Raw genomic sequence first — 19389 nt, 5'->3', positions numbered from 1 at the left:
GGGTCGTGCCGTACGGACTAGCCGAAGGTCACGTTGAGGCGGCCGTCCGAGGCGAAGGACCAGTGCATGGCGCCCGCGTAGGAGGAGCACCGGGAGCCGTTCGAGCCCGACCAGAACTGGTTGGAGCCGTCGACGTTGCCGACGGTCTTGTCGTTGCTCCCGCTGCCGCTGCGGCAGGAGGTGTTGTTGCGGAACACCGAGGTGCCGGCGTCGAAGGAGAAGTTGCGCTCGGTGTTGTCGATGCTGACGTTGTCCGAGATCGTCATCGAGCCGGGGTTGCTGTTGTAGGTGAACCCGTGCTTGCCGTTCTTGTAGGCGATGCTGCGCCGGACGACGTGGTTGACCGCGATCTTGTCGCCGCCGAGCTTGTAGCCGTTGCGGTCGCCGTTGCCGGCCTGGGCGCCGTTGCTGAGGGTGCCGTTGTTGTAGGCCAGGGAGTCCTCGATGGTGACCGTGCCGATGGGGCCCGTCTCCGTCTTGGTGTAGAGGTCCCAGCCGTCGTCGATGTTGTTGTGTGACACCGCGTAGCGGAAGACGTTGCCGGAGCCGACGGTGAGCTTCGCGGCGAAGCCGTCGGCGTCCTCGCCGTCGGAGTCGGCGTTGTCGTGCGACTCCGCGCTGAGGACGAGGTTGTTGGACGGCCACTGGTCGCGGGGGGTGTCGGAGGCCATCCGCGAGATCTGCAGTCCGGTGTCGCGGTTGAAGCGCGTCACCGTGCGCTCGAAGACGTTGTTGCTGCCGCCGACGAAGATCCCGTTGTCCCCGGCGCGCTCGACGACGATGCCGTAGACGCGCCAGTACGACCCGTTCACCGCGAGGCCGCGGTTGGCCGGGTCCTCGCTCTGGGCCGAGAAGTTCAGGACCGGGGTCTCACCCGGGTAGGCCGACAGGGTCTTGCGGGCGCCGGAGGTGCCGCTGTTGCCCGCCGCGATGGTGACGGTCTGCGAGAAGTCGTACCTCCCGCCGCGCATGTAGATCGTCCCGCCGGAGGCGACGCGGGTGAGCGCCGAGGTGAGTGTCGTCGGGTCCGACTGCGTCCCGGCCGCGCCGTCCCTGCCGCCGGGCGCCACGTACAGCGTGCCGCTCGACGGGGGCGGGGTGGTGGGGGTCGACGTGGGAGTCGAGGTCGGCGTGGACGTGGGGGTGACCGTCGGGGTCGGAGAGGGGCCGCCGCCCGCGGGGCGCAGGCTCCACTGCTTGCTGGTCACCGAGTCGCAGGAGTTCTGCTGCAGGAGGGCGCCGGAGGCGGTGGAGCTGTCCTTGACGTTGAGGCACTTGCCGCCGTTGGAGTTGACCAGGCGGTAGTCGGCCCCGGCCGCGGTGAGGTTCCAGATCTGCGAGGCGGCGCCGGTGCACGCCTCCTGCTGCACCGCCTTGCCCGCGCTGGTGGAGGCGTCGCGGACGCCGACGCACTTTCCGCTGTGCGAGGCCCTGATCTGGTAGCCGGAGCCCGAGGCGGTGAGCGTGAAGGTCTGTCCGGCGGACTGGTCGCACCCGTTCTGCACGAGCTGCACGCCGTCGCCGGTGCTCTGTCCGGGAACCGCGGCGCACAGCCCGCTCCCGGCGTTGACCAGCGTGTAGTTTCCGTTCGGCGGGGCCGCCGCGGCCGGCGCGCTGAGCGCGGCCAGCAGTCCGCCGGTCGCGACGACGCCTGCGGTCAGCACGACCGCCGTTTTCTTTCCGAGGGGTTCGTTTCTGCGCACGTCCGGCTCCATTCGTACAGGGGGTGACTGAGGACGGGTCGTTTCAGGGCATGGCGAAGCAAGCCGTAAAGCGGGGTGGACCGGCCCGGACCGTCCGTCGCGCGGAGCGTCGTGGCGGAGCTCCGTCGGCGACCGGGCGATGAGCGGGCTCTGGGAATGGGATGACGGGGATGACTACGGATTCGCTGTCACGCGCGTTTCACCTTCTGTGCAACCGACGGCAACCGGTTGTAGGAAACAGTGACGTTACATAGCGGGAACGTCAACAGGTCAGAGTAAACCTGCAAACGCCGCGGGGCGTCCTGCCTGGTTACGCCCGCTATTTCTGCAACAACCGTTTGCAATAACGGTGAGCGGGCGGCTCCATGGAAAGCCCGGACGGGCCCGTTGACGCAGTCCTCACCCGACCGTCCCGCGTCTCGCGCCGCGACGCCCGTCCACGGGCTCACGGTCACGGTGAGGAGGGCTCGTCGCATCGCGTGGAGACCGGCGCCTCGGCCGGAGAGCGTCGATCCCGCCGTCATGGCCGCCGAACCTCACGGGCGGCGGCCATGACGGCGGGATCGACGGCTCAGGGCGGTGCGGGACCCGTACGGACGAGCGGCCGGTGCACGGGAGGGGCCGGTTCGTCCAGCGGTCAGCTCGTCCGGCGGTCAGTTCATCCGGCGCAGGACCCGGGCGGCGGTGCGGGCGAGCAGTTCCACCTGCCGGTCGTCGTAGTCCGCCCGCGGACCGGTCAGGATCCAGCGGGTCACCAGGCGCGGCTTGAGGAGGGTGATCCCCTCGGCGGTGACCGTACGGCGCAGCCTGCCGCCGTGCACCGCGAGCAGCGGCTCGATCGTCACCTCGATGCCCGACTCGCGGGTGAGCACCCCGGCCAGGGCGTCGGAGACGTCGACGAGCGCCTTCGCCACCTTCGTGCCGTACTTCTCCCCCAGGAACAGACGGTCGCCGTAGCGGGCGATCTCGGTGTCGGGGTCCCACGCCTCGTTGTCGACGACCCAGACGCCGCCGGGGCCGATGACGAGGTGGTCGATGGACGCCTGTCCGGGGACGGCGCGGCCGTCGAGGACGTGGTAGCCGCGCCTGCGGAGCCTGCGGCGCAGCAGCCTGCCGGTGATGGTCTCGCCCCGTCTCCTGCCCCGCCAGACGGCGGTGGAGTTGTAGGAGTACCAGGCCCAGGCGGCGTCGGCGGCGGCGACCAGCAGGGCGGTCACCACCCCGGCGAGCGGGAGGTTGAGGCCGAAGCGGTAGCCGAGCAGCAGACCGGCGAACAGGCCGCCGACGGCCTTGACCGCCCGCGCCTTCCGGCGCTCGCCCGCCTCCTTGATCCAGAACTGCTCGTACATGACCTGAGGGGACAGGCCGTGAACCTGGTCCTCTGGCGTCACATAGATTGATCCGCCGGGCACAGCGAACCCCCGGGAGTCGAGAGCCGACAAGGAACGGATCTGCCACGCTGAAGATCCCTGTGCCAGAAAATACCCAACCGGGGGCTCCAGGCAGCCGAAGGTGACGCAAATAACACACCTACGCCATACACCGGCGCTTTAACCGACCAGTCGGTATGCTGAGCCGGCACACGGCGGCGGCCGAAGGTCCGGGGGCCTGACGACCGGAGCGGGCGGCGGGGGCCGGACGGCGGGGAGGGCCAGATGACACGCGACAGGGAGTCCGTACGGCAGCGCCTGCTGGGCGAGGCCACGCGCCTGTTCGCCGAGCAGGGCTTCGAGAGCACCTCGGTGCAGGAGGTGGTCTCGGCGGCCGGCGTCACCAAGGGCGCCATGTACCACTACTTCGACTCCAAGGACGACCTGCTCCACGAGATCTACGGGCGCGTGCTGCGCATGCAGATGGAGCGGCTCACCGCCATCGCCGACGGCCCCGGCACGGTGGGGGAGCGCCTGCACGCCGCCGCCGCGGACGTCGTGCGGACCACGGTCGAGAACCTGGACGACTCCAAGATCTTCTTCCGCTCGATGCACCTGCTGGCCCCCGACACCCGCAGGAGTGTGCGCGCCGAGCGCCGCCGCTACCACGAGCGCTTCCGCGACCTGGTGACCGAGGGGCAGCGCGAGGGCGTCTTCAGCACCGCCTCCCCCGCCGAGCTCGTGGTGGACTTCTTCTTCGGTTCGGTCCACCACCTGGGCACCTGGTACAGCACCGAGGGGCCGCTGTCCGGCGCCGAGGTCGGCGGCCACTTCGCCGACCTCCTCCTGGCCTCCCTGCGCCCCTGACCCCCGGGCGCCCCCGAAACCACGGGTCCCCCGCCATCCGCGCGGCGGCATCATGATCCGTCGCAGGAACGACGCGCCGCGCACCGAGGATCACAAATTGATGCCCGACCATCAGGAGTTCTCAGCCGCAGATCCGCGTCTGACAATATGTCGGCCGTGGACTACTGTGATCGGTTCCGTCGCGCGGCGATCGAACAAGGCATCCCCGAGGAAGAGGCGGAGAAATTCGCCGGGTTCCTCCGTTTCGCCATCTGGGCGAACGAGCGCCACGGCGGCGAAATCGTGGCGCACCCCCGGGGCCTTCCGCCGGGGCAGCCCGCCGATCTGCTGGTCGGCCGTACCGGTGGGCTGCCCCGGCTCCCGGTGGGCATGCCATGGCCGACCGACTCGCAGTCCCCGCTGCCGTTCGTCGCGTCCTTCGACTGTGCCGCACTCCCGCGGGTCGACGGGCTCGCGTTACCGCCGGACGGCTCGCTGCTCGTTTTTCTGCATCACGAAGAGGCCTACGACACCTTCGACCGCGGCGAGGAGCAGAAGCACGCGCGCGTCGTCCACGTTCCGGCCGGCACGGACACCGTGGTGGTGACCCCCGCGGACCCCCCGCAACGCCCCTTCTCCTCGCAGCGCGGGTTCATCGGCCCGGAGCGGGACCTTTTCGCCGTCGTCCACGCCGACCTTCCCGAGTGGGTAAAGGAGGAGGAGGCGGACCTGTCCTCTTTCCAGAAGCAGGTGGCGCGCGACCTGCCACACCGCCGGGAGCTCCGCGCCCTGGTCGACCGGCTGTGGCCGGCCGGGAACTCCGCCACCTTCCAGTTCGGCGGTTACTCGTGGAACACCGGTGGGATCTCCAGGAACCACCTGTACGACGATCCCGAGCTGACGATCGCGGAGGAGAATTTCAAAGCCCGGCAGAATCCCGGCGACCCGGCCATCGACAAGGAACTGGAGGATTTCCTGGTGGAGGAGGAACTGCAGCGGGTCAGACGGGAGTGGATTCCACTCGTCCAATTCGACCCCGGTGACGATGTCTACTTCGGCCGCTTCCTGATCCGTGTCGATGACCTCACCGCCCAGCGATTCGACCGAGCCGTCTCCTGGACGGAGTTCACCGAATAACGCCGGCCGGCCCTCGACGCCACGGCACGACGCGGTCAAGGCGTCCACACCCGGGGGAGGACACGCCGAGGCCGGGCAGTGGACGACGGCGCTCGAAGGCGTCCACACCCCGGAGGGGGCCCCTCCCCTTCCCCCGTCACGCGGCGAAAGGCGCGGCGGCCGCCGGGTTCCGCCACGGCGTCAGCCCCTCCCCCGGCCGCCGCGCGGCGAAAGGCCCGCCCATGGCGGAAAGGAACCTTCCGCGATGGGCGGCACAATCGGGGGATGCTGGAAACCTCGGCGCGGCTGCTGCGCCTGCTCTCGCTGCTGCAGACCCCTCGTGACTGGACGGGCCCCCAGCTCGCCGAACGGCTCAAGGTGACCACCAGGACCATCCGCAACGACGTCGAGCGGCTGCGCGAGCTCGGCTACCCGGTGCACGCCACCCCCGGCGTCGCGGGCGGCTACCGTCTCGGCGCGGGCGCGCAGATGCCGCCGCTGCTCCTCGACGACGAGGAGGCCGTCGCGGTCGCCGTGGGACTGCGCACCGCCGCGACCGGCTCCATCTCCGGCATCGAGGAGATCTCGCTGCGGGCGCTGGCCAAGCTGGAGCAGGTGCTGCCGTCCCGGCTCCGCCACCGGGTCACCGCCCTGCACACCGCGACGGTGGCGGTCCCGGACCGCTCCCCCGCCAGCGTGGACGCCGCCGTGCTCAGCGCCATCGCGAGCGCCTGCCGGGACCACGAGCGGCTCCGCTTCGACTACCTCAACCACGACGGCGGCGAGAGCGTCCGGGAGGTGGAGCCGCACCGGCTCGTGCACACCAGGCGGCGGTGGTACCTCGCGGCGTGGGACACCGCGCGGCAGGACTGGCGCAGCTTCCGCGTCGACCGGATCCGGCTGCGCACCCCGAACGGCGGGCGGTTCGTCCCCCGTGAGGCGCCCGGCGGCGACGTCGCGGCCTACGTCACCCGGGGCGTGACCTCCGCGGTGATCCGGCAGCGGGCCACCGTACGGTTCCACGCGCCGGCCGAGGCGGTCGCCGAGCGGATCTGGCCCGACTGGGGGGAGCTGGAGGCGTCGGACGAGCGGAGCTGCCTGTTCCACGCCGGGGCCTCGTCCCTGGAGGCCCTGGCGATCCATCTCGGGATGACCGGCCTCGACTTCGAGGTCGTCGATCCGCCGGAGCTGGCCGCGCACCTGCGCGAGATCGGCGCCCGCTACATCCGCGCGGCGGAAGGCCGGCCCGGGAACGGCCGCACCGGCACGACGGGAACGGAGGATGCCGGCGGCCTCCTCGATGCTCAGCGCGACCGCACCGGCGCGGCGGGGACGGACGGGCGAACCGGCGATGAGTTTCCTCTCCGCGATCCGTCAGCACCGTCATGACAACTTTCGCATTCATTCACGGCGGCGGCGGAAGCGCCTTCGACTGGCATCTGCTCGAAGCCGAGCTTCGCGGCCGCGGGCATGACACGGTCGCGGTGGACCTGCCCATGTCCGATCCGCAGGCGGGACTGTGGGACTACGCGGACGCCGTCGTCCGGGCGGCCGGCGAGCGCCGGGACCTCGTCGTGGTGGCCCACTCGTGGGGCGGCTTCGTCGCCCCGCTCGTCTGCGCGCGCGCCGGGGCCGCCGCGCTCGTGCTGCTGACCGCGATGATCCCGAGTCCCGGTGAGACTCCGGAGGAGTGGTGGGAGCGCAGCGGTTACTCCTCGTCCGGCATCGACGACGAGTACGAGCTCTACATGCACGACGTTCCGCGCGAGCTGGCCGAGCGGGTGATGGCCCACGACGGAGCGCTCGCCGCGAACGTGAGCATGGACCGGGCGAGCCGCGAGCCCTGGCCGCTGGACGCCTGGCCGGACGTCCCGACGAGGTATCTGCTCTGCCGTGACGACCGCTGCTTCGTCCCCGGCTTCGTGCGCCGCCACGTGAAGGAACGGCTCGGCATCGTCCCCGACGAGATGCCCGGCGGCCACATGGCGATGCTGTCGCGGCCGGGTGAGCTGGCCGACCGCCTGGTCCGGATCCTGCCCTGACGATCCGCCGGATCCCCGGGCCACGGGAGCCGCGTGACGCGGGCACGGGTGCGTCCCCCCGGCCCGGTCCCGGTGACCGCGCCCATCGCCGCCGGATTTTTCCCGGAGCCCCGTGTTTCCGGGCCGATGCGGAATCATCCTTTCCGCATCGGCTCGTAGCGTTCCTCCCGTCCCCCGAAAGACGGCTCTGGAGGAGCGATGACCACTCTCGACACCCGATCGGCCGAGGCACCGGAGGCCGCCGGGCCCACGCCGTACCGCTGGCGCTGGCCCGCGCTCTTCGTGATCCTCGCCGGGTCGGTGATGGAGCTCCTCGACGCGACCGTCACCAACATCGCCGGGCCGACGATGCGGGCCGACCTGGGCGGCGGCACCTCGATGATCCAGTGGCTCGGCGCGGCCTACACCCTCGCCATGACGGCCGGGCTGCTCACCGGCGGCCGGCTGGGCGACATCGTCGGGCGCAGGCGGATGTTCCTCATCGGCGCGACCGGGTTCGTCGTGGGCTCGCTGCTGTGCGCGGTGTCCTTCTCGCCGGAGACCGTCATCGCCGCCCGGATCGTCCAGGGGCTCTTCGGAGCCGCGATGGTCCCCCAGGGTCTCGGCATGATGCGGGAGATGTTCCCGCCCACGGAACTGCGTGCGGCCCTCGGCATGTTCGGCCCGGTCATGGGCCTTTCGGCGATCGGCGGGCCGGTCCTGGCGGGCTGGCTGGTCGACGCCGACCTCCTCGGCACCGGCTGGCGCATGATCTTCCTGATCAACCTGCCGATCGGGCTGGCCACCCTGGCCGCCGCACTGCGCTTCCTGCCCGCCTCCCGCCCGTCGCGGTCGCTCACCCTCGACCTGCCCGGCGCCGCCCTGGCCTCCCTCGGCTCGCTGCTGGTCGTCTTCCCGCTGGTCCAGGGCCGTGAGTACGGCTGGCCGGCCTGGACGTTCGCGATGATGGCCGCCTCGGCGGCGGTGTTCACGCTGTTCGGCCGGTACGAGTCACGCCGCGCCGGCAGGGGCCGCGACCCGCTGGTCGCGCCCAGCCTGTTCCGCAAGCGCTCGTTCGTGGGCGGCATGTTCACCGGCACGGTCTACTTCGCGGCCTTCACCGGCTTCGGCCTGGTCTTCAACCTCTACACCCAGCTCGGCCTCGGCTACAGCCCGCTGAAGGCCGGCCTCGCCGGGATCCCGCTGTCCGCGGGCATGATCGTCGGCATGGGTCTGGTGCAGGCGCTCCGCGCGCACGGCCGCCGGTTGCTGCACACCGGAGCCCTGATCATGACGGCCGGGGTCGTCGCCCTCCTGCTGCTCCTGGGCGCGGAGGCGGGCCCCTGGCAGTTCGCCCCGGCGCTGCTCGTCACCGGTGTCGGCTCGGGTCTGATCATGGGCCCGTACTTCGAGATCGCGCTGGCCGGCGTCGAACCGCACGAGACGGGGTCGGCCTCCGGCACGCTCACCGCCCTGCAGCAGGTCGGCGCGGCGCTCGGTGTGGCGCTGCTCGGCACGGTCTTCTTCGGCGCGACGGGCGGCGACCCCACCGCCGCCGCCCGTCAGACGTTCTGGGTGGTCGCCGGGATGGTCGTCCTGACCTTCCTCGCCGGCTTCCTCCTCCCCCGCCGGGCCGGCGAGACCGCCGAGGCCGTCCACTGACCCGCCGCCGCGGGTACGGCCGGCGCCCAGGTGCAGGCCGTACCCGCGCGGGCGGGCTCGTCGGGGTGGTCAGATCTGGTTGAGACCGCCGTCGACGAACAGCTCGCTGCCCGTGACGAAGCTGCTCTGGTCCGAGGCGAGGAAGAGGGCGGCCGCCGCCGCCTCCTCGGGGCGGCCCATCCGGCCGAGGGGCACCGTGCTCGCGAGGAAGTCCTTGAGCTGCGCGGCCGACTCCTGATCGGAGGCCAGTCCGGCGATCCCGGGGGTGTCGATGGGACCGGGAACGAGGGTGTTCACCCTGATCCCACGGCCTCTGAGCTCGTTGGCCCAGGTCCGGGCGAGGGAGCGGACGGCGGCCTTGGAGGCGGCGTATACGCCGAAGGCCTCGGCACCGCTGGTGGCGGCGGTCGAACCGGTGAAGATCACCGAGGCGTCGTCGTTGAGCAGCGGCAGCGCCTTCTGCACGGTGAACAGCGTCCCCTTGACGTTGCTGCCGAAGGTCTGGTCGAAGTGCCGCTCGGTGACCTGCTCCAATGGGGAGAACTCACCGCCCCCGGCGTTGGCGAACAGCACGTCGATGCGGCGGCCCTGCTCGGCGATGACGGCGTAGAGCCGGTCCAGGTCGGCGGGGTCGGAGACGTCTCCGCGGACGCCGGTGACGTTCGCGCCGATCTCGGCGACCGCCGCGTCGAGCGCCTCCTGGCGGCGGCCGGTGATGAACACGTACGCGCCCTCGGCCGCGAACCTGCGGGCGGAGGCCAGGCCGATCCCGCTGTTGGCCCCGGTGACGACCGCTGTCTTCCCGTCAAGCTGTCCCACGGTCTTCTCCTCTTCATGATCACTGGCTGAAGAAACAATTTTTGTTACAGCCAAGTCGGCGACTCGACCTTGAGCACGCCTCGACGGCGGCCTCCAGCCACTGAATAATGTAACCATAGCAGTTACATAAAGAAGGCCGGACACCCCCTTTCCAAGGTCAAAAATGTAATATCAGTGGTTACAGTCCGGGAGGGGAGGCAGATGAGCGCGAACAGCAGGATGAGCGTCCTGGTACACGTGCTGACGTGGATGGCCCTCGACCGGCGCGACAACCCGGAGGGCGCCACCTCGCAGCGGATCGCCGGCAGCGTCAACACCAACCCCGTGGTGATCCGCCGCTGCCTGGGGGATCTCCGCAAGGCCGGCCTCGTCCAGGCCAGGCGCGGTGCGGGAGTCGGGTGGAGCCTCACACGCGAGCCCGAGGCGATCACCCTGCTGGACGTCTACGGCGCGATCGAGGACGAGACCCTGTTCGCGATGCACCACACCCCGCCGAACGCCTCCTGCCCCGTGGGTTTCGGCATCCGCCCGACCCTGCGCCGCGTCTACGGCCGGCTGGACGACGTGCTGCGGCAGGAGCTCGCCACCACCACGATCGCCGACGTGCTGCGCGACGTCCTGGCGGAGCAACGGTCCCCCTGACCGGACGTCTCCGGCGCCGGGCCGGTGCCACCGGCGCGGCGCCGGTCAGACCGGGCCGGTCAGACCGCGGCGGGCCAGACCGGAGCCGGTCAGATCGCGGCGCGTCAGATCGGGGCGGGGAGGTCGGCGAGGGCGGACAGGGCGTCGCGGTGGGTGCCGGGGGTGCCGAGCGCCGTCTCCGACGTCTTGGCCCGCTTGAGGTACAGGTGCAGCGGATGCTCCCAGGTCATCCCGGTGCCGCCGTGGAGCTGGACGCCCTCCTCGGCGACGCGCACCGCCACCTCCGAGCACCACGACTTGGCCACCGCCGTCGCGGCCCCGGCCTCCAGGGCGGCCTCGGTGCCCGGCACCGGGCGGGCGGCCAGCAGGTTCGCGGCGTTCCTGGCCGCCGCGCGGGCCCGCGCCACGTCCAGCCACAGGTCCGCCATCCGGTGCTTGATCGCCTGGAAGGATCCGATCGGCCGGGCGAACTGATGGCGCTCCCTGATGTGGGCGAGCGTCGTCTCAAGGCACCACTCGGCGACCCCGAGCTGTTCGGAGGCGAGCAGCCCGGCCCCGGACGCCAGCACCCGCCGCGCGTCGAAGGCCCCGACCCGCTCGCCGGGCGCGCCGGAGAGCGTGACGACGGCGATCGGCCGGGTCAGGTCCAGCGAGGGCACGACGTCGATCCGGGCGTCCCCCGCCCGCACCAGGTAGAGCGCCGTGCCGACCGGGACGAGCAGCACGTCGGCCGCGTCCGCCCCGGCCACCGCCCGGACCTCGCCGTCGAGCGTTCCGGCGTCGTTCAGCGTGACCGCCGACGGCAACGGCCGGTACGGCGAGGCCGCCAGCGACACGGCCAGCGCCGCCGTGGTCTCGCCCGCGGCCAGCTCGGCGAGCAGGTCGCGCCCGCCCGCGGAGAGCCCCTCCCCGGATCCCTCCGGAGTCTCCTCCGGGGACCGGGTCCCCTCCCGGGGTCCCGCCGGGGTTCCTTCCGAGGGTCCCGCCGCGGCCGCCTCCCGGAGCGCCGCCGGGGTCCCCGCCTGGACCAGGGCCTCGGTCGCGAGCACCGCGCTGGTCAGGAACGGCACCGGCGCCACGGCCCGTCCCAGCTCCTCCAGCACCACCGCGGCCTCGCGGGCCGACGCGCCGGCCCCGCCGTACTCCTCGGGCACCAGCAGGCCCGCCACCCCGATGTCCCGCGCCAGGGTCCTCCACAGGCCGGCGAGCTCCGCGTCGTACGGCGAGGCCGACTCGGCGCGCCTCAGCACGGCGTCGGGCCGGCAGCGGTCGGCCAGCAGGTCGCGGACGGAGGCGCGCAGCTCCTCCTCGACCTCGGTGTACAGCAGCGTCATCGGTTCCTCACCACTCCTCGCCCGCCGCGACGCCGCGCGGGCCGTACGGGCCGTTCATCGGGGCAGGTCCTTCCAGGGCACGTCCTTGTCCACGCGGGGCTCCGGCGGCAGGCCCAGCACGCGTTCGGCGACGATGTTGCGCAGGATCTCCGAGGTGCCGCCCTCGATCGAGTTGCCCTTGGCCCGCAGGTAGCGGTAGCCGGGGCCGCGGCCGAAGAAGTCGACGCTCTCGGAGCGGCGGAAGGTCCAGTCGTCGTACTCCAGGCCCTCCTCGCCGCGCAGTTCCACGTCCAGCGCGCTGAGCGCCTGGTTGAGGGAGGCGAACGAGAGCTTCATGGCCGAGCCCTCCGGGCCGGGCTGGCCCGCCGCGAGCTGTTCGCGCAGCCGCGCCCCGGCCAGCCGGGTGGCCTCCGCCTCCACCCACAGTGCGAGCAGCCGCCGGTGCAGGTCGTGGGTGCGCAGCTCGGGGCGGGACCGCCAGGTGTCGGCGACCAGGCCGATCATGCCGCCGCCCCGCCGTACCGGGCCGCCGCCGATCGCCACCCGCTCGTTCATGAGCGTGGTGGTCGCGACCCGCCAGCCGTCGCCGACGGCGCCGAGCCGCAGGGAGTCGGGGAGCCGCACACCGGTCAGGAAGACCTCGTTGAACTCCGCCTCGCCGGTGATCTGCCGCAGCGGCCTGACCTCGACGCCGGGGGCGTGCATGTCGCAGACGAAGTAGGTGAGCCCGCGGTGCTTCGGGACGTCGGGGTCGGTCCGGGCGACGAGGATCGCCCACCGGGAGTGGTGCGCCCCGGAGGTCCACACCTTCTGCCCGTCCACGACCCACTCGTCGCCGTCGCGGACCGCCCGCGTGGCGAGCGTCGCCAGGTCGGAGCCGGCGCCGGGTTCGCTGAACAGCTGGCACCAGATCTCCTCGCCCGTCCACAGCGGACGCAGGAACCGCTCCTGCTGCTCGCGGGTGCCGAACGCCAGGATCGTCGGCGCCGCCATGCCCAGTCCGATGGCCTGCGTGCCCGGGTCGGGCTGCGGGGTGCCGGCGAGCTCCCGATCGACGACGTTCTGCAGCTCCCGGGACGCACCGAGCCCGCCGAGCCCCTCGGGGAAGTGGACCCACGCCAGCCCGGCGTCGAACCGCGCCCGCAGGAACCGCGTGCGGTCCCCGGGGTCGTGCCCCCCGGCCAGGAACGCGACGGCGCGTTCCCTGACCGCCTCCTCGTCCATCGTCACGACGCTCCCTTCGCAGTCACGCGATCACTCGGCCATGCGATCGTCCGGCCCGTTCACGACGCCCCGGACGTACCGGCGGTCCGGGAGGTCCGGGTGCGTCCAGGGGCCCGGTCGCGTCCAAGAGGTCCTGGACGCGCCCGGACCGGGTCTCGGACCCGGAACCCCGGAATCCGGGCCCGGGGGTCCCGGAGCCCTGGCCCTGCCCGGGGCGGCCCCGCGGTGACCCGGTGCCGGGGGGCGCCTCCGGCACCGGGTCAGTTCATGTGCTTCTTCAGCTCGCGGTAGGCCAGCGAGCGCTTGTGGACCTCGTCCGGGCCGTCGGCCAGGCGCAGCGACCGGGCGCCCGCCCACAGCCCGGCCAGCGGGAAGTCCTGGCTGACGCCGCCCGCGCCGTGCGCCTGGATGGCCTTGTCCAGGATCCACTCGACCTCGCGCGGGGTGGCGATCTTGATGACCTGGATCTCGGTGTGCGCGCCGCGGTTGCCGACGGTGTCCATCAGCCAGGCCGTCTTGAGCACCAGCAGGCGGAGCTGCTCGATCCTGACCCGCGACTCGGCGATCCAGTCCTGGACGACCCCCTGCTGGGCGATCGGCTTGCCGAACGCCGTACGCGACAGGGTCCGCCGGCACATCAGCTCGACCGCGCGCTCGGCCATCCCGATCAGCCTCATGCAGTGGTGGATGCGGCCCGGCCCGAGGCGGGCCTGGGCGATGGCGAAGCCGCCGCCCTCCTCGCCGATGAGGTTCTCCACCGGCACCCTGACGTCGGTGAAGTCGATCTCGGCGTGCCCGCCGTGGTCGGCGTCGGAGTAGCCGAACACGTGCATGCCACGCCTGATCTCAAGGCCCGGGGTGTCGCGCGGCACCAGGACCATCGACTGCTGCCGGTGGGTGTCGGCCTCCGGGTCGGTCTTGCCCATCACGATGAGGATCCGGCAGTTCGGGTTCATCGCGCCGGAGGCGAACCACTTGCGGCCGTTGATGACGTACTCGGAGCCGTCGCGGACGATGGACAGCGAGATGTTCGTGGCGTCGGAGGAGGCGGTGTCCGGCTCGGTCATGGCGAACGCCGACCGGATCTCCCCGCGCAGCAGCGGCTCCAGCCACTCCTCGCGCTGCCGCTCGTCGCCGAACATCGACAGCACTTCCATGTTGCCGGTGTCGGGGGCGGCGCAGTTGGTGGCGGTGGGGGCGATCCTCGGCGAGCGGCCCATGATCTCCGCCAGCGGGGCGTACTGGAGGTTGGTCAGGCCGGCGCCGTGCTCGCCGGGCAGGAACAGGTTCCACAGGCCGCGTTTGCGCGCCTCCTGCTTGAGGTCCTCCATCAGCGGCGGGCTCGACCACCCGCTCTCGGCGGCCTGTGCCTCGAACGCCTCCTCGGCGGGGTGGACGCACTCGTCCATGAAGGCGAGCAGCCTCTCCCGAAGCTCCTCGGTCCTGGCGTCGAACGCGAAATCCATGGCCCTCCTCACGGTCTCCCCGGAGCGTACCGACCGGACGGTATGACTGTCGACAGGGAACGCCGGGGTGTCGGCCGTCCGGTCGCCGGAGCGGCCGCCCGATCACGGGATCCCCTGGTCGCCGGAACGGTCCCCGGGCGCCGAAGTGGTCGCCCGGCAACCGCGCCGAGTGGACCTTCCGGGCCGTGTGCCGACGGCCGTAGGGTCGCCGCCATGACCGCGAAGATGCCCGACCCGCTCGTCCTCGATGGCCCCGCCGTACGGCTGGAGCCGCTGACCGCCGGCCACGTCCCGGATCTGTTCGTGGCGGGTGGCGGCGATGAGGAGGTGTGGCGCTGGCAGCATCCCACGCCACACGGGGAGGGGGAGCTCGCGATGATGGCGCAGCGGCTGATCGACGATCCCGGCTACGTGCCGTTCGCGGTGATCCGCCGGAGAACCGGCAGCCCGGTCGGCTGGACCTGTTACGCCGACGTCCCCGGCTTCGACTCCAGCATCGAGATCGGCTGGACCTGGTACGGCAGGGCCGTGTGGCGCACGGAGGTGAACACCGCCTGCAAGATCCTGCTGATCGACCACGCCTTCGACCACCTCGGCGTGAACCGCGTCATGCTCAAGACCGACATCCTCAACACCCGCTCGCAGGCCGCGATCCGGCGCATCGGCGGGGTCCACGAGGGCGTCCTGCGCCGCCACCGCCTCCGCCCGGACGGCACCTGGCGCGACACCGCCTACTTCGGCATCCTCGATGAGGAGTGGCCCGCCCACCGCGCCCGCCTGCTGGCACGCTGAGCCCCGGACCGCCCGAACCGGCGTGCGGGCCCGGGGTGGTTCACCGGCCTCTACCCGTCGATCCGGCCGAGTCCAACCGCCCACCCGTGCGCCATGGCTGCGGCCGCGGGCGGCGTGAGGAACGAAACGGCGTACAGCACAACGAGGAGCCCGATCGCAACGGCCCGAGCGTGAGAACGCATTCGCAGGTGGTCACGGGTATGTGACCCCTCGTGGAGCGAAGGTCGGCTGCTCGGGACGCGGGCCGCCCTTGGGCCAGAAGCCGGAGCCCGGCTTGCGGGCCTCGCGGCGGATCCTCGACACCCCGAGTCTGCAGGTCGCCTCCTTGATAACCGCGGCCATGCGCCCCGCGACGTAGAGATTCACCGCGGTGTCGTCTTTGCGGGAGAGTTGTCGTATGCCGCCCCGGCGGCCGAGGCTGACGCACGACCCCGTGAAGGCCTGGTCGATCACCGCCGGTTCGGTTCCCGCGATGCGGCTCAGCACGGTGTTGGCGGCCTGTGCCCCGAGCGGTTGCGCGGCCTGGCAGCTCATCCGCAACGGCCGGCCCGAGGGCGCGGCGGCGTCGCCCGCCGCGATGACGCGGTCGTCGTCGAGGCTGGTCAGCGTCTCGTCGGTGAGCAGCCGGCCGAGCCGATCGGTGCGCAGCCCACTCGCGGCCGCGAGTTCCGGTACACCGAAACCGGCCGCCCAGATGGTGAGAGCGCTCGCACGCACCGCAGCACCGGCGAAGACGACCGCGTGCGGCCGGACCTCGGCCACCACCTCGGCCTCAAGCACGGCGACACCGTGCCGGGACAGCCACGTGGCCACGGATCGGCGAGCGGGAGCACTCAGTGACGGTGCGAGGGTCCGGCCGCACACCAGTGTGACCGTACGTCCTTGTTCGGCCAGTTCGGCGGCCGTCTCGATGCCGGTCAATCCGCCGCCGACCACGGTGATCGGAGCATCGAACGGCAATTTCCCCAGCTGAGCGCGCAGCCGCTGCGCGGATTCGAGTTCGGCGATGTCGAAGGCGAATTCGGCGGCGCCGGGAACCGATGACGGTATCGCCGCGGTACTGCCGACCGCGTAGATGACATGGTCGTAGTCCAGTGCGCGCCCTGACGCCAGCCGTACCGTGCGGGTGGCGGTGTCGATGCGGGTGGCGCTGTCGACGATCAACTGGACGCCCTCACCGAGCAGTGTGCCGTAGTCCACCGTGACCTCACCGGTTTCGGCCACGAACTGGTGCAGCCGGATTCGTTCGACGAACTCGGGGCGGGGATTGACCAGTGTGATGTCGATGTCGGCGCGCATCCGCAGATGGTTGGCCGCGACCGTTCCGGCGTAGCCGCCACCGATGACGACGACCTTGCTGGGTGTGTGGCGTTCGGATGTGGACATGACGAGGCCTTTCCTTCTCGACTTCAGCGGTTTGAGGCTTTGCGACCTGGCGGAGCCGGTCCTCCGTCACGAAGTGGCCGCCGCGGGGGCGATCACGTGTTCCGCCGCGGGTGCCCGACGACGACCCGCGTACCTGCCGGGGACGGTTTCCCGCGTGCTCGATGGTGTCCCGCTGGTTCGACAACGCGGCACTGTGGAATGTGAGGCGACGCGTCGACCTCACAGTTCGCCACGCTGTCTTGTCGAACCGGTGAGAGCGGACCCGAACCGAGGGAGTCGGTGCACGATGACCAGGACACCATGACCACCCCGTCCGAGCCGGGAGGCGGCCGGCTCGATCCGGGCCTGGCCGTGATCACGCGCGAGCGGCGCCAACTGATCAATCTCGCGTACCGGCTCCTCGGCTCCCTGGCCGACGCCGAGGATGTCGTCCAGGAGGCCTGCGCCCGCTGGTGCGCCATGTCCCGGCGGCAGCGGGACGCCATCGCATCCCCCGGCGCCTGGCTGACCACGGTCGTCGGCCGTCTCTGTCTCAACGTTCTCTCCTCGGCACGGGCCCGGCGCGAGACCTACGTGGGCGAGTGGATCCCCGAGCCGCTGCCCGGACCCGCGGAGTGGATCAGTGGGCGGCCGGACGGCATCGCCGTGGATCCGGCCGATCGGGTCACCCTGGACGAATCGGTCAACATGGCCTTCCTCGTCGTGCTCGAGTCGATGACCCCCGCCGAACGCGTCGCGTTCGTCCTGCACGATGTCTTCCGGTACTCCTTCGCCGAAGTGGCCGAGATCGTCGGCCGTACCCCGGGGGCCTGTCGCCAGCTGGCCTCCTCGGCCCGCCGCCGCATCCGTGCCACGCAGGCGCCCACGACTCCGGCGGCCCGGCAGGCCCGGATCGTCAGGGACTTCAAGCAGGCTTGGGAGGCCATGGACATCGACGCCCTCATCGCCCTGCTCGACCCCGACGCCACGGCGATCGCCGACGGCGGCGGCGTCGTCGGCGCCGTGCTCCGCCCGGTCGAAGGCGTTGAGCAGATCGTGCGTTCACTGCTCAGTCTTGATGGCAGGCTCCGCGGCCTGACGTTCCTGGAGAGTACGGTCAACGGCCGGCCCGGCCTGATCGCCCAGCAGGACGGCGTCACCGTGTCGGTGTACGCATTCGACATCGCAGGCGACCGGATCAAGCACATCTGGGCGGTACGTAACCCCGACAAGCTCCGGCCGTGGACGGTGGGACCGCGGCACCTCGAACGTGCCGTCGGTGACCCGGTGAGCGGACCGTCGCCCGCCCGACAGCCCTCCCCCCTGAACGCCGTTACCGAACGGGGATCCGCAGGTCGCGGAACGGGCCGATCTCGACCTTGAGGGCGCCGTCGGTGCCGGGCAGGGCGAAGAGGCTCCAGAACTCGCGGGTCTGGCCCGGTGCGAACTTCGCGGTGCCGATGCGGACGCCGGAGACGTCCGTGCATGCGCAGTAGGAGTCCACGCCGTCATCGGTGGGGACCTCCAGGCGGCCGGGCGGGTACCGGCGGCCGGCGGCGACGTCGGTCACGCGGACGTTGCTCGCGGCCCGGTACTTGTACGCCTCCCAGTCCTGGGCGCGGTGAAGGTCGGTGAACCAGATCTCGTCCGAACCCTCGTTGGTGATCTTGTAGGTGAGCAGGCCGAGGCCGCCGGGCAGTCGGCGGAGACCCGTGACCTCCACGGCGATGGGCCGGCCGCCCGCCTTGGCGGCGCCGGTCAGGCCGGTCTCGCCGGGAGACGTCGTGGCCACCGGCTCCCGGGTGGCGGGCCGGGGTTTGGGGAAGGTCACGGTGACGCGGCGGTTACGGCGCCTGCCCTCGTCGCTGTCGTTGTCGTACAGCGGGCGGCGCGAGCCGTACCCCTTGGCCTGAAAGCGGATCCCGTCCCGGGACAGCAGCGCCGACAGGGTGCGCCGCACCGCCTGGGCGCGGCGCAGTGACAGTGGGTCGTTGATGGCGTCGTCTCCGGAGGAGTCCGCGTGGCCCGCCACCGTCACCACCGTGGCGGGGGAGGCGTCGATGAGCTTGGCCGTGCGATCCATGATCGCCTTGGCATCGGAGGTGAGAGCGGCCTCGTTCACCGCGAACAGCACGTCGGAGGAGAGGTTGACCTGCAACTCCTTGCCGTCGTCGGCGGTCTCCTCTGATTCGTCCAGGGACTCGGACGTGAGGACGAGGCGGCGGGCGACCGGCGTGACAGGCTCGGCGTCGGGGTCGGGAAAGTCGCCGGCCGGAGCCTCGTCACTGATGGGCACGTTGAGCATCGGCGGGCCCACGGGGGTGACGACGGTGGTCGTCGCGGGGTTGCCCGACGGTGCGGGCAGCACCGCGTAGACGGTGACCGATCGGCCGGGGCCGATGAAGCGGCCGAGGCCGTCGCGGTCCAGGTCGCTGCAGAGACACGGGGAGCCCGCGGGTTCGTACGGAAGGATCCAGGTGCGGGCCCGCGTGTCGAGGACGCCGATTCCGGAGGCCCACCTGATCGCACCGAGGGGGCGGGTACGGTCGGCCATCTCGCCGGGCCAGGACAGGTGCCTGTCGGTGCCGGTGTTGGACAGGCGGATCTGGACGATGAGGTGCTTGCCCTTGACGCGGTTGAGGCCCACGACCTCGACCTTGAGGTTCTCGGTCATGGTGCTGCGGGTTGCGGCCAGGGCCGGTCGGACGGCTTGATCCGATGCCGCGGGCGTGGCGGGCGGAGCGCCGGTGGCCGGGGCACTCACCGTCGGCGCGGTGGCGGCGGGCGCGGGCTCCTTCATCGGCAGCACCCCGCACCCGGCCGTGGCGAGCGCGAGTACGGCGGCCAGGGCCAGGATCCGACGAGACGTGAGGCAGGATGCACCGGTTCCGGAACGAGCGAAGCCTGCGGCGACTCCTGCGGCCCGTGGTTTTCTTCGCATGAGAGACCCTTTTCAGATGACCTTGGGCAATACGTGCACACCGAGGACAAGATCGCCCATACCGGTTCCGGCAAGGTCGGGCCGCCCT

Annotated in this window: 15 protein-coding genes and 1 pseudogene; 8 read left to right on the top strand and 8 right to left on the bottom strand. The window is 71.6% G+C overall.

The features are described from left to right. Positions 1 to 17: 17 nt before the first annotated feature. Both ACZ6W9_RS16955 and ACZ6W9_RS16950 read right to left on the bottom strand, forming a co-directional pair. Positions 18 to 1703 (bottom strand): RICIN domain-containing protein, encoded by a 1686-nt coding sequence (locus tag ACZ6W9_RS16955; protein ID WP_470118516.1) that lies wholly within the window; start codon positions 1701 to 1703, stop codon positions 18 to 20. A 653-nt stretch (positions 1704 to 2356) separates the two neighbouring features. Then, the gene (locus ACZ6W9_RS16950) at positions 2357 to 3052 is read right to left on the bottom strand and encodes a nuclease-related domain-containing protein (RefSeq protein ID WP_389970046.1); all 696 of its coding nucleotides are present in this window, start codon (positions 3050 to 3052) and stop codon (positions 2357 to 2359) included. Between the two features lie 306 nt (positions 3053 to 3358). Here ACZ6W9_RS16950 and ACZ6W9_RS16945 point away from each other — a divergent pair, with 306 nt between their 5' ends. From ACZ6W9_RS16945 to ACZ6W9_RS16925, 5 genes and pseudogenes are all read left to right on the top strand, one after another. Next, positions 3359 to 3940: a TetR/AcrR family transcriptional regulator gene (locus ACZ6W9_RS16945; protein WP_470118514.1), complete on the top strand. Its 582-nt coding sequence runs from the start codon at positions 3359 to 3361 to the stop codon at positions 3938 to 3940. A 156-nt stretch (positions 3941 to 4096) separates the two neighbouring features. Then, entirely contained in the window at positions 4097 to 5056 is a 960-nt protein-coding gene (locus ACZ6W9_RS16940; protein WP_389970042.1) for a DUF1963 domain-containing protein, read from the top strand. A gap of 264 nt (positions 5057 to 5320) precedes the next feature. Continuing rightward, positions 5321 to 6283: pseudogene (locus tag ACZ6W9_RS16935) on the top strand (helix-turn-helix transcriptional regulator); the annotation flags it as partial. Positions 6284 to 6420: 137 nt separating this feature from the next. Next, a complete protein-coding gene (locus ACZ6W9_RS16930; RefSeq protein ID WP_389970040.1) occupies positions 6421 to 7077 on the top strand; it encodes an alpha/beta fold hydrolase in 657 nt (218 codons plus the stop codon). Positions 7078 to 7275: 198 nt separating this feature from the next. Next, positions 7276 to 8718, top strand: coding sequence for an MFS transporter (locus ACZ6W9_RS16925; RefSeq protein WP_470118511.1), 1443 nt, complete (start codon positions 7276 to 7278; stop codon positions 8716 to 8718). A 69-nt stretch (positions 8719 to 8787) separates the two neighbouring features. On the opposite strand, the gene ACZ6W9_RS16920 is transcribed toward ACZ6W9_RS16925, so the two are convergent. Continuing rightward, on the bottom strand, positions 8788 to 9537 hold the full coding sequence (locus ACZ6W9_RS16920; RefSeq protein WP_389970036.1) for an SDR family oxidoreductase: 750 nt from the start codon (positions 9535 to 9537) through the stop codon (positions 8788 to 8790). A 201-nt stretch (positions 9538 to 9738) separates the two neighbouring features. Here ACZ6W9_RS16920 and ACZ6W9_RS16915 point away from each other — a divergent pair, with 201 nt between their 5' ends. Further along, positions 9739 to 10179 (top strand): Rrf2 family transcriptional regulator, encoded by a 441-nt coding sequence (locus tag ACZ6W9_RS16915; RefSeq protein WP_389970034.1) that lies wholly within the window; start codon positions 9739 to 9741, stop codon positions 10177 to 10179. Between the two features lie 104 nt (positions 10180 to 10283). Here ACZ6W9_RS16915 and ACZ6W9_RS16910 read toward each other — a convergent pair whose 3' ends face one another. From ACZ6W9_RS16910 to ACZ6W9_RS16900, 3 genes are all read right to left on the bottom strand, one after another. Continuing rightward, positions 10284 to 11513, bottom strand: coding sequence for an acyl-CoA dehydrogenase family protein (locus tag ACZ6W9_RS16910; protein ID WP_389970032.1), 1230 nt, complete (start codon positions 11511 to 11513; stop codon positions 10284 to 10286). 54 nt (positions 11514 to 11567) lie between these two features. Further along, the gene (locus ACZ6W9_RS16905) at positions 11568 to 12737 is read right to left on the bottom strand and encodes an acyl-CoA dehydrogenase family protein (RefSeq protein ID WP_389970186.1); all 1170 of its coding nucleotides are present in this window, start codon (positions 12735 to 12737) and stop codon (positions 11568 to 11570) included. A 260-nt stretch (positions 12738 to 12997) separates the two neighbouring features. Continuing rightward, positions 12998 to 14203, bottom strand: a complete 1206-nt coding sequence (locus ACZ6W9_RS16900) for an acyl-CoA dehydrogenase family protein (protein ID WP_389970031.1) — start codon at positions 14201 to 14203, stop codon at positions 12998 to 13000. A 213-nt stretch (positions 14204 to 14416) separates the two neighbouring features. On the opposite strand from ACZ6W9_RS16900, the gene ACZ6W9_RS16895 reads away from it, so the two are divergent. Next, a complete protein-coding gene (locus ACZ6W9_RS16895; protein WP_389970029.1) occupies positions 14417 to 14995 on the top strand; it encodes a GNAT family N-acetyltransferase in 579 nt (192 codons plus the stop codon). A gap of 192 nt (positions 14996 to 15187) precedes the next feature. Here the strand turns inward: ACZ6W9_RS16895 and ACZ6W9_RS16890 are convergent, their stop codons facing one another. Then, on the bottom strand, positions 15188 to 16381 hold the full coding sequence (locus tag ACZ6W9_RS16890; protein ID WP_470118507.1) for an NAD(P)/FAD-dependent oxidoreductase: 1194 nt from the start codon (positions 16379 to 16381) through the stop codon (positions 15188 to 15190). Positions 16382 to 16660: 279 nt separating this feature from the next. Here ACZ6W9_RS16890 and sigJ point away from each other — a divergent pair, with 279 nt between their 5' ends. Further along, on the top strand, positions 16661 to 17743 hold the full coding sequence (gene sigJ, locus ACZ6W9_RS16885; protein WP_389970025.1) for an RNA polymerase sigma factor SigJ: 1083 nt from the start codon (positions 16661 to 16663) through the stop codon (positions 17741 to 17743). Here sigJ and ACZ6W9_RS16880 read toward each other — a convergent pair. After that, on the bottom strand, positions 17694 to 19034 hold the full coding sequence (locus ACZ6W9_RS16880) for an OmpA family protein (protein ID WP_470118505.1): 1341 nt from the start codon (positions 19032 to 19034) through the stop codon (positions 17694 to 17696). The genes sigJ and ACZ6W9_RS16880 overlap by 50 nt on opposite strands. Between the last annotated feature and the right edge of the window lie 355 nt (positions 19035 to 19389).

The organism is Streptosporangium sp. NPDC053982 (assembly GCF_055585205.1).
The sequence above is the reverse complement of the archived record's forward strand: the minus strand, read 5'-3'. Positions and strand labels throughout refer to the sequence as shown.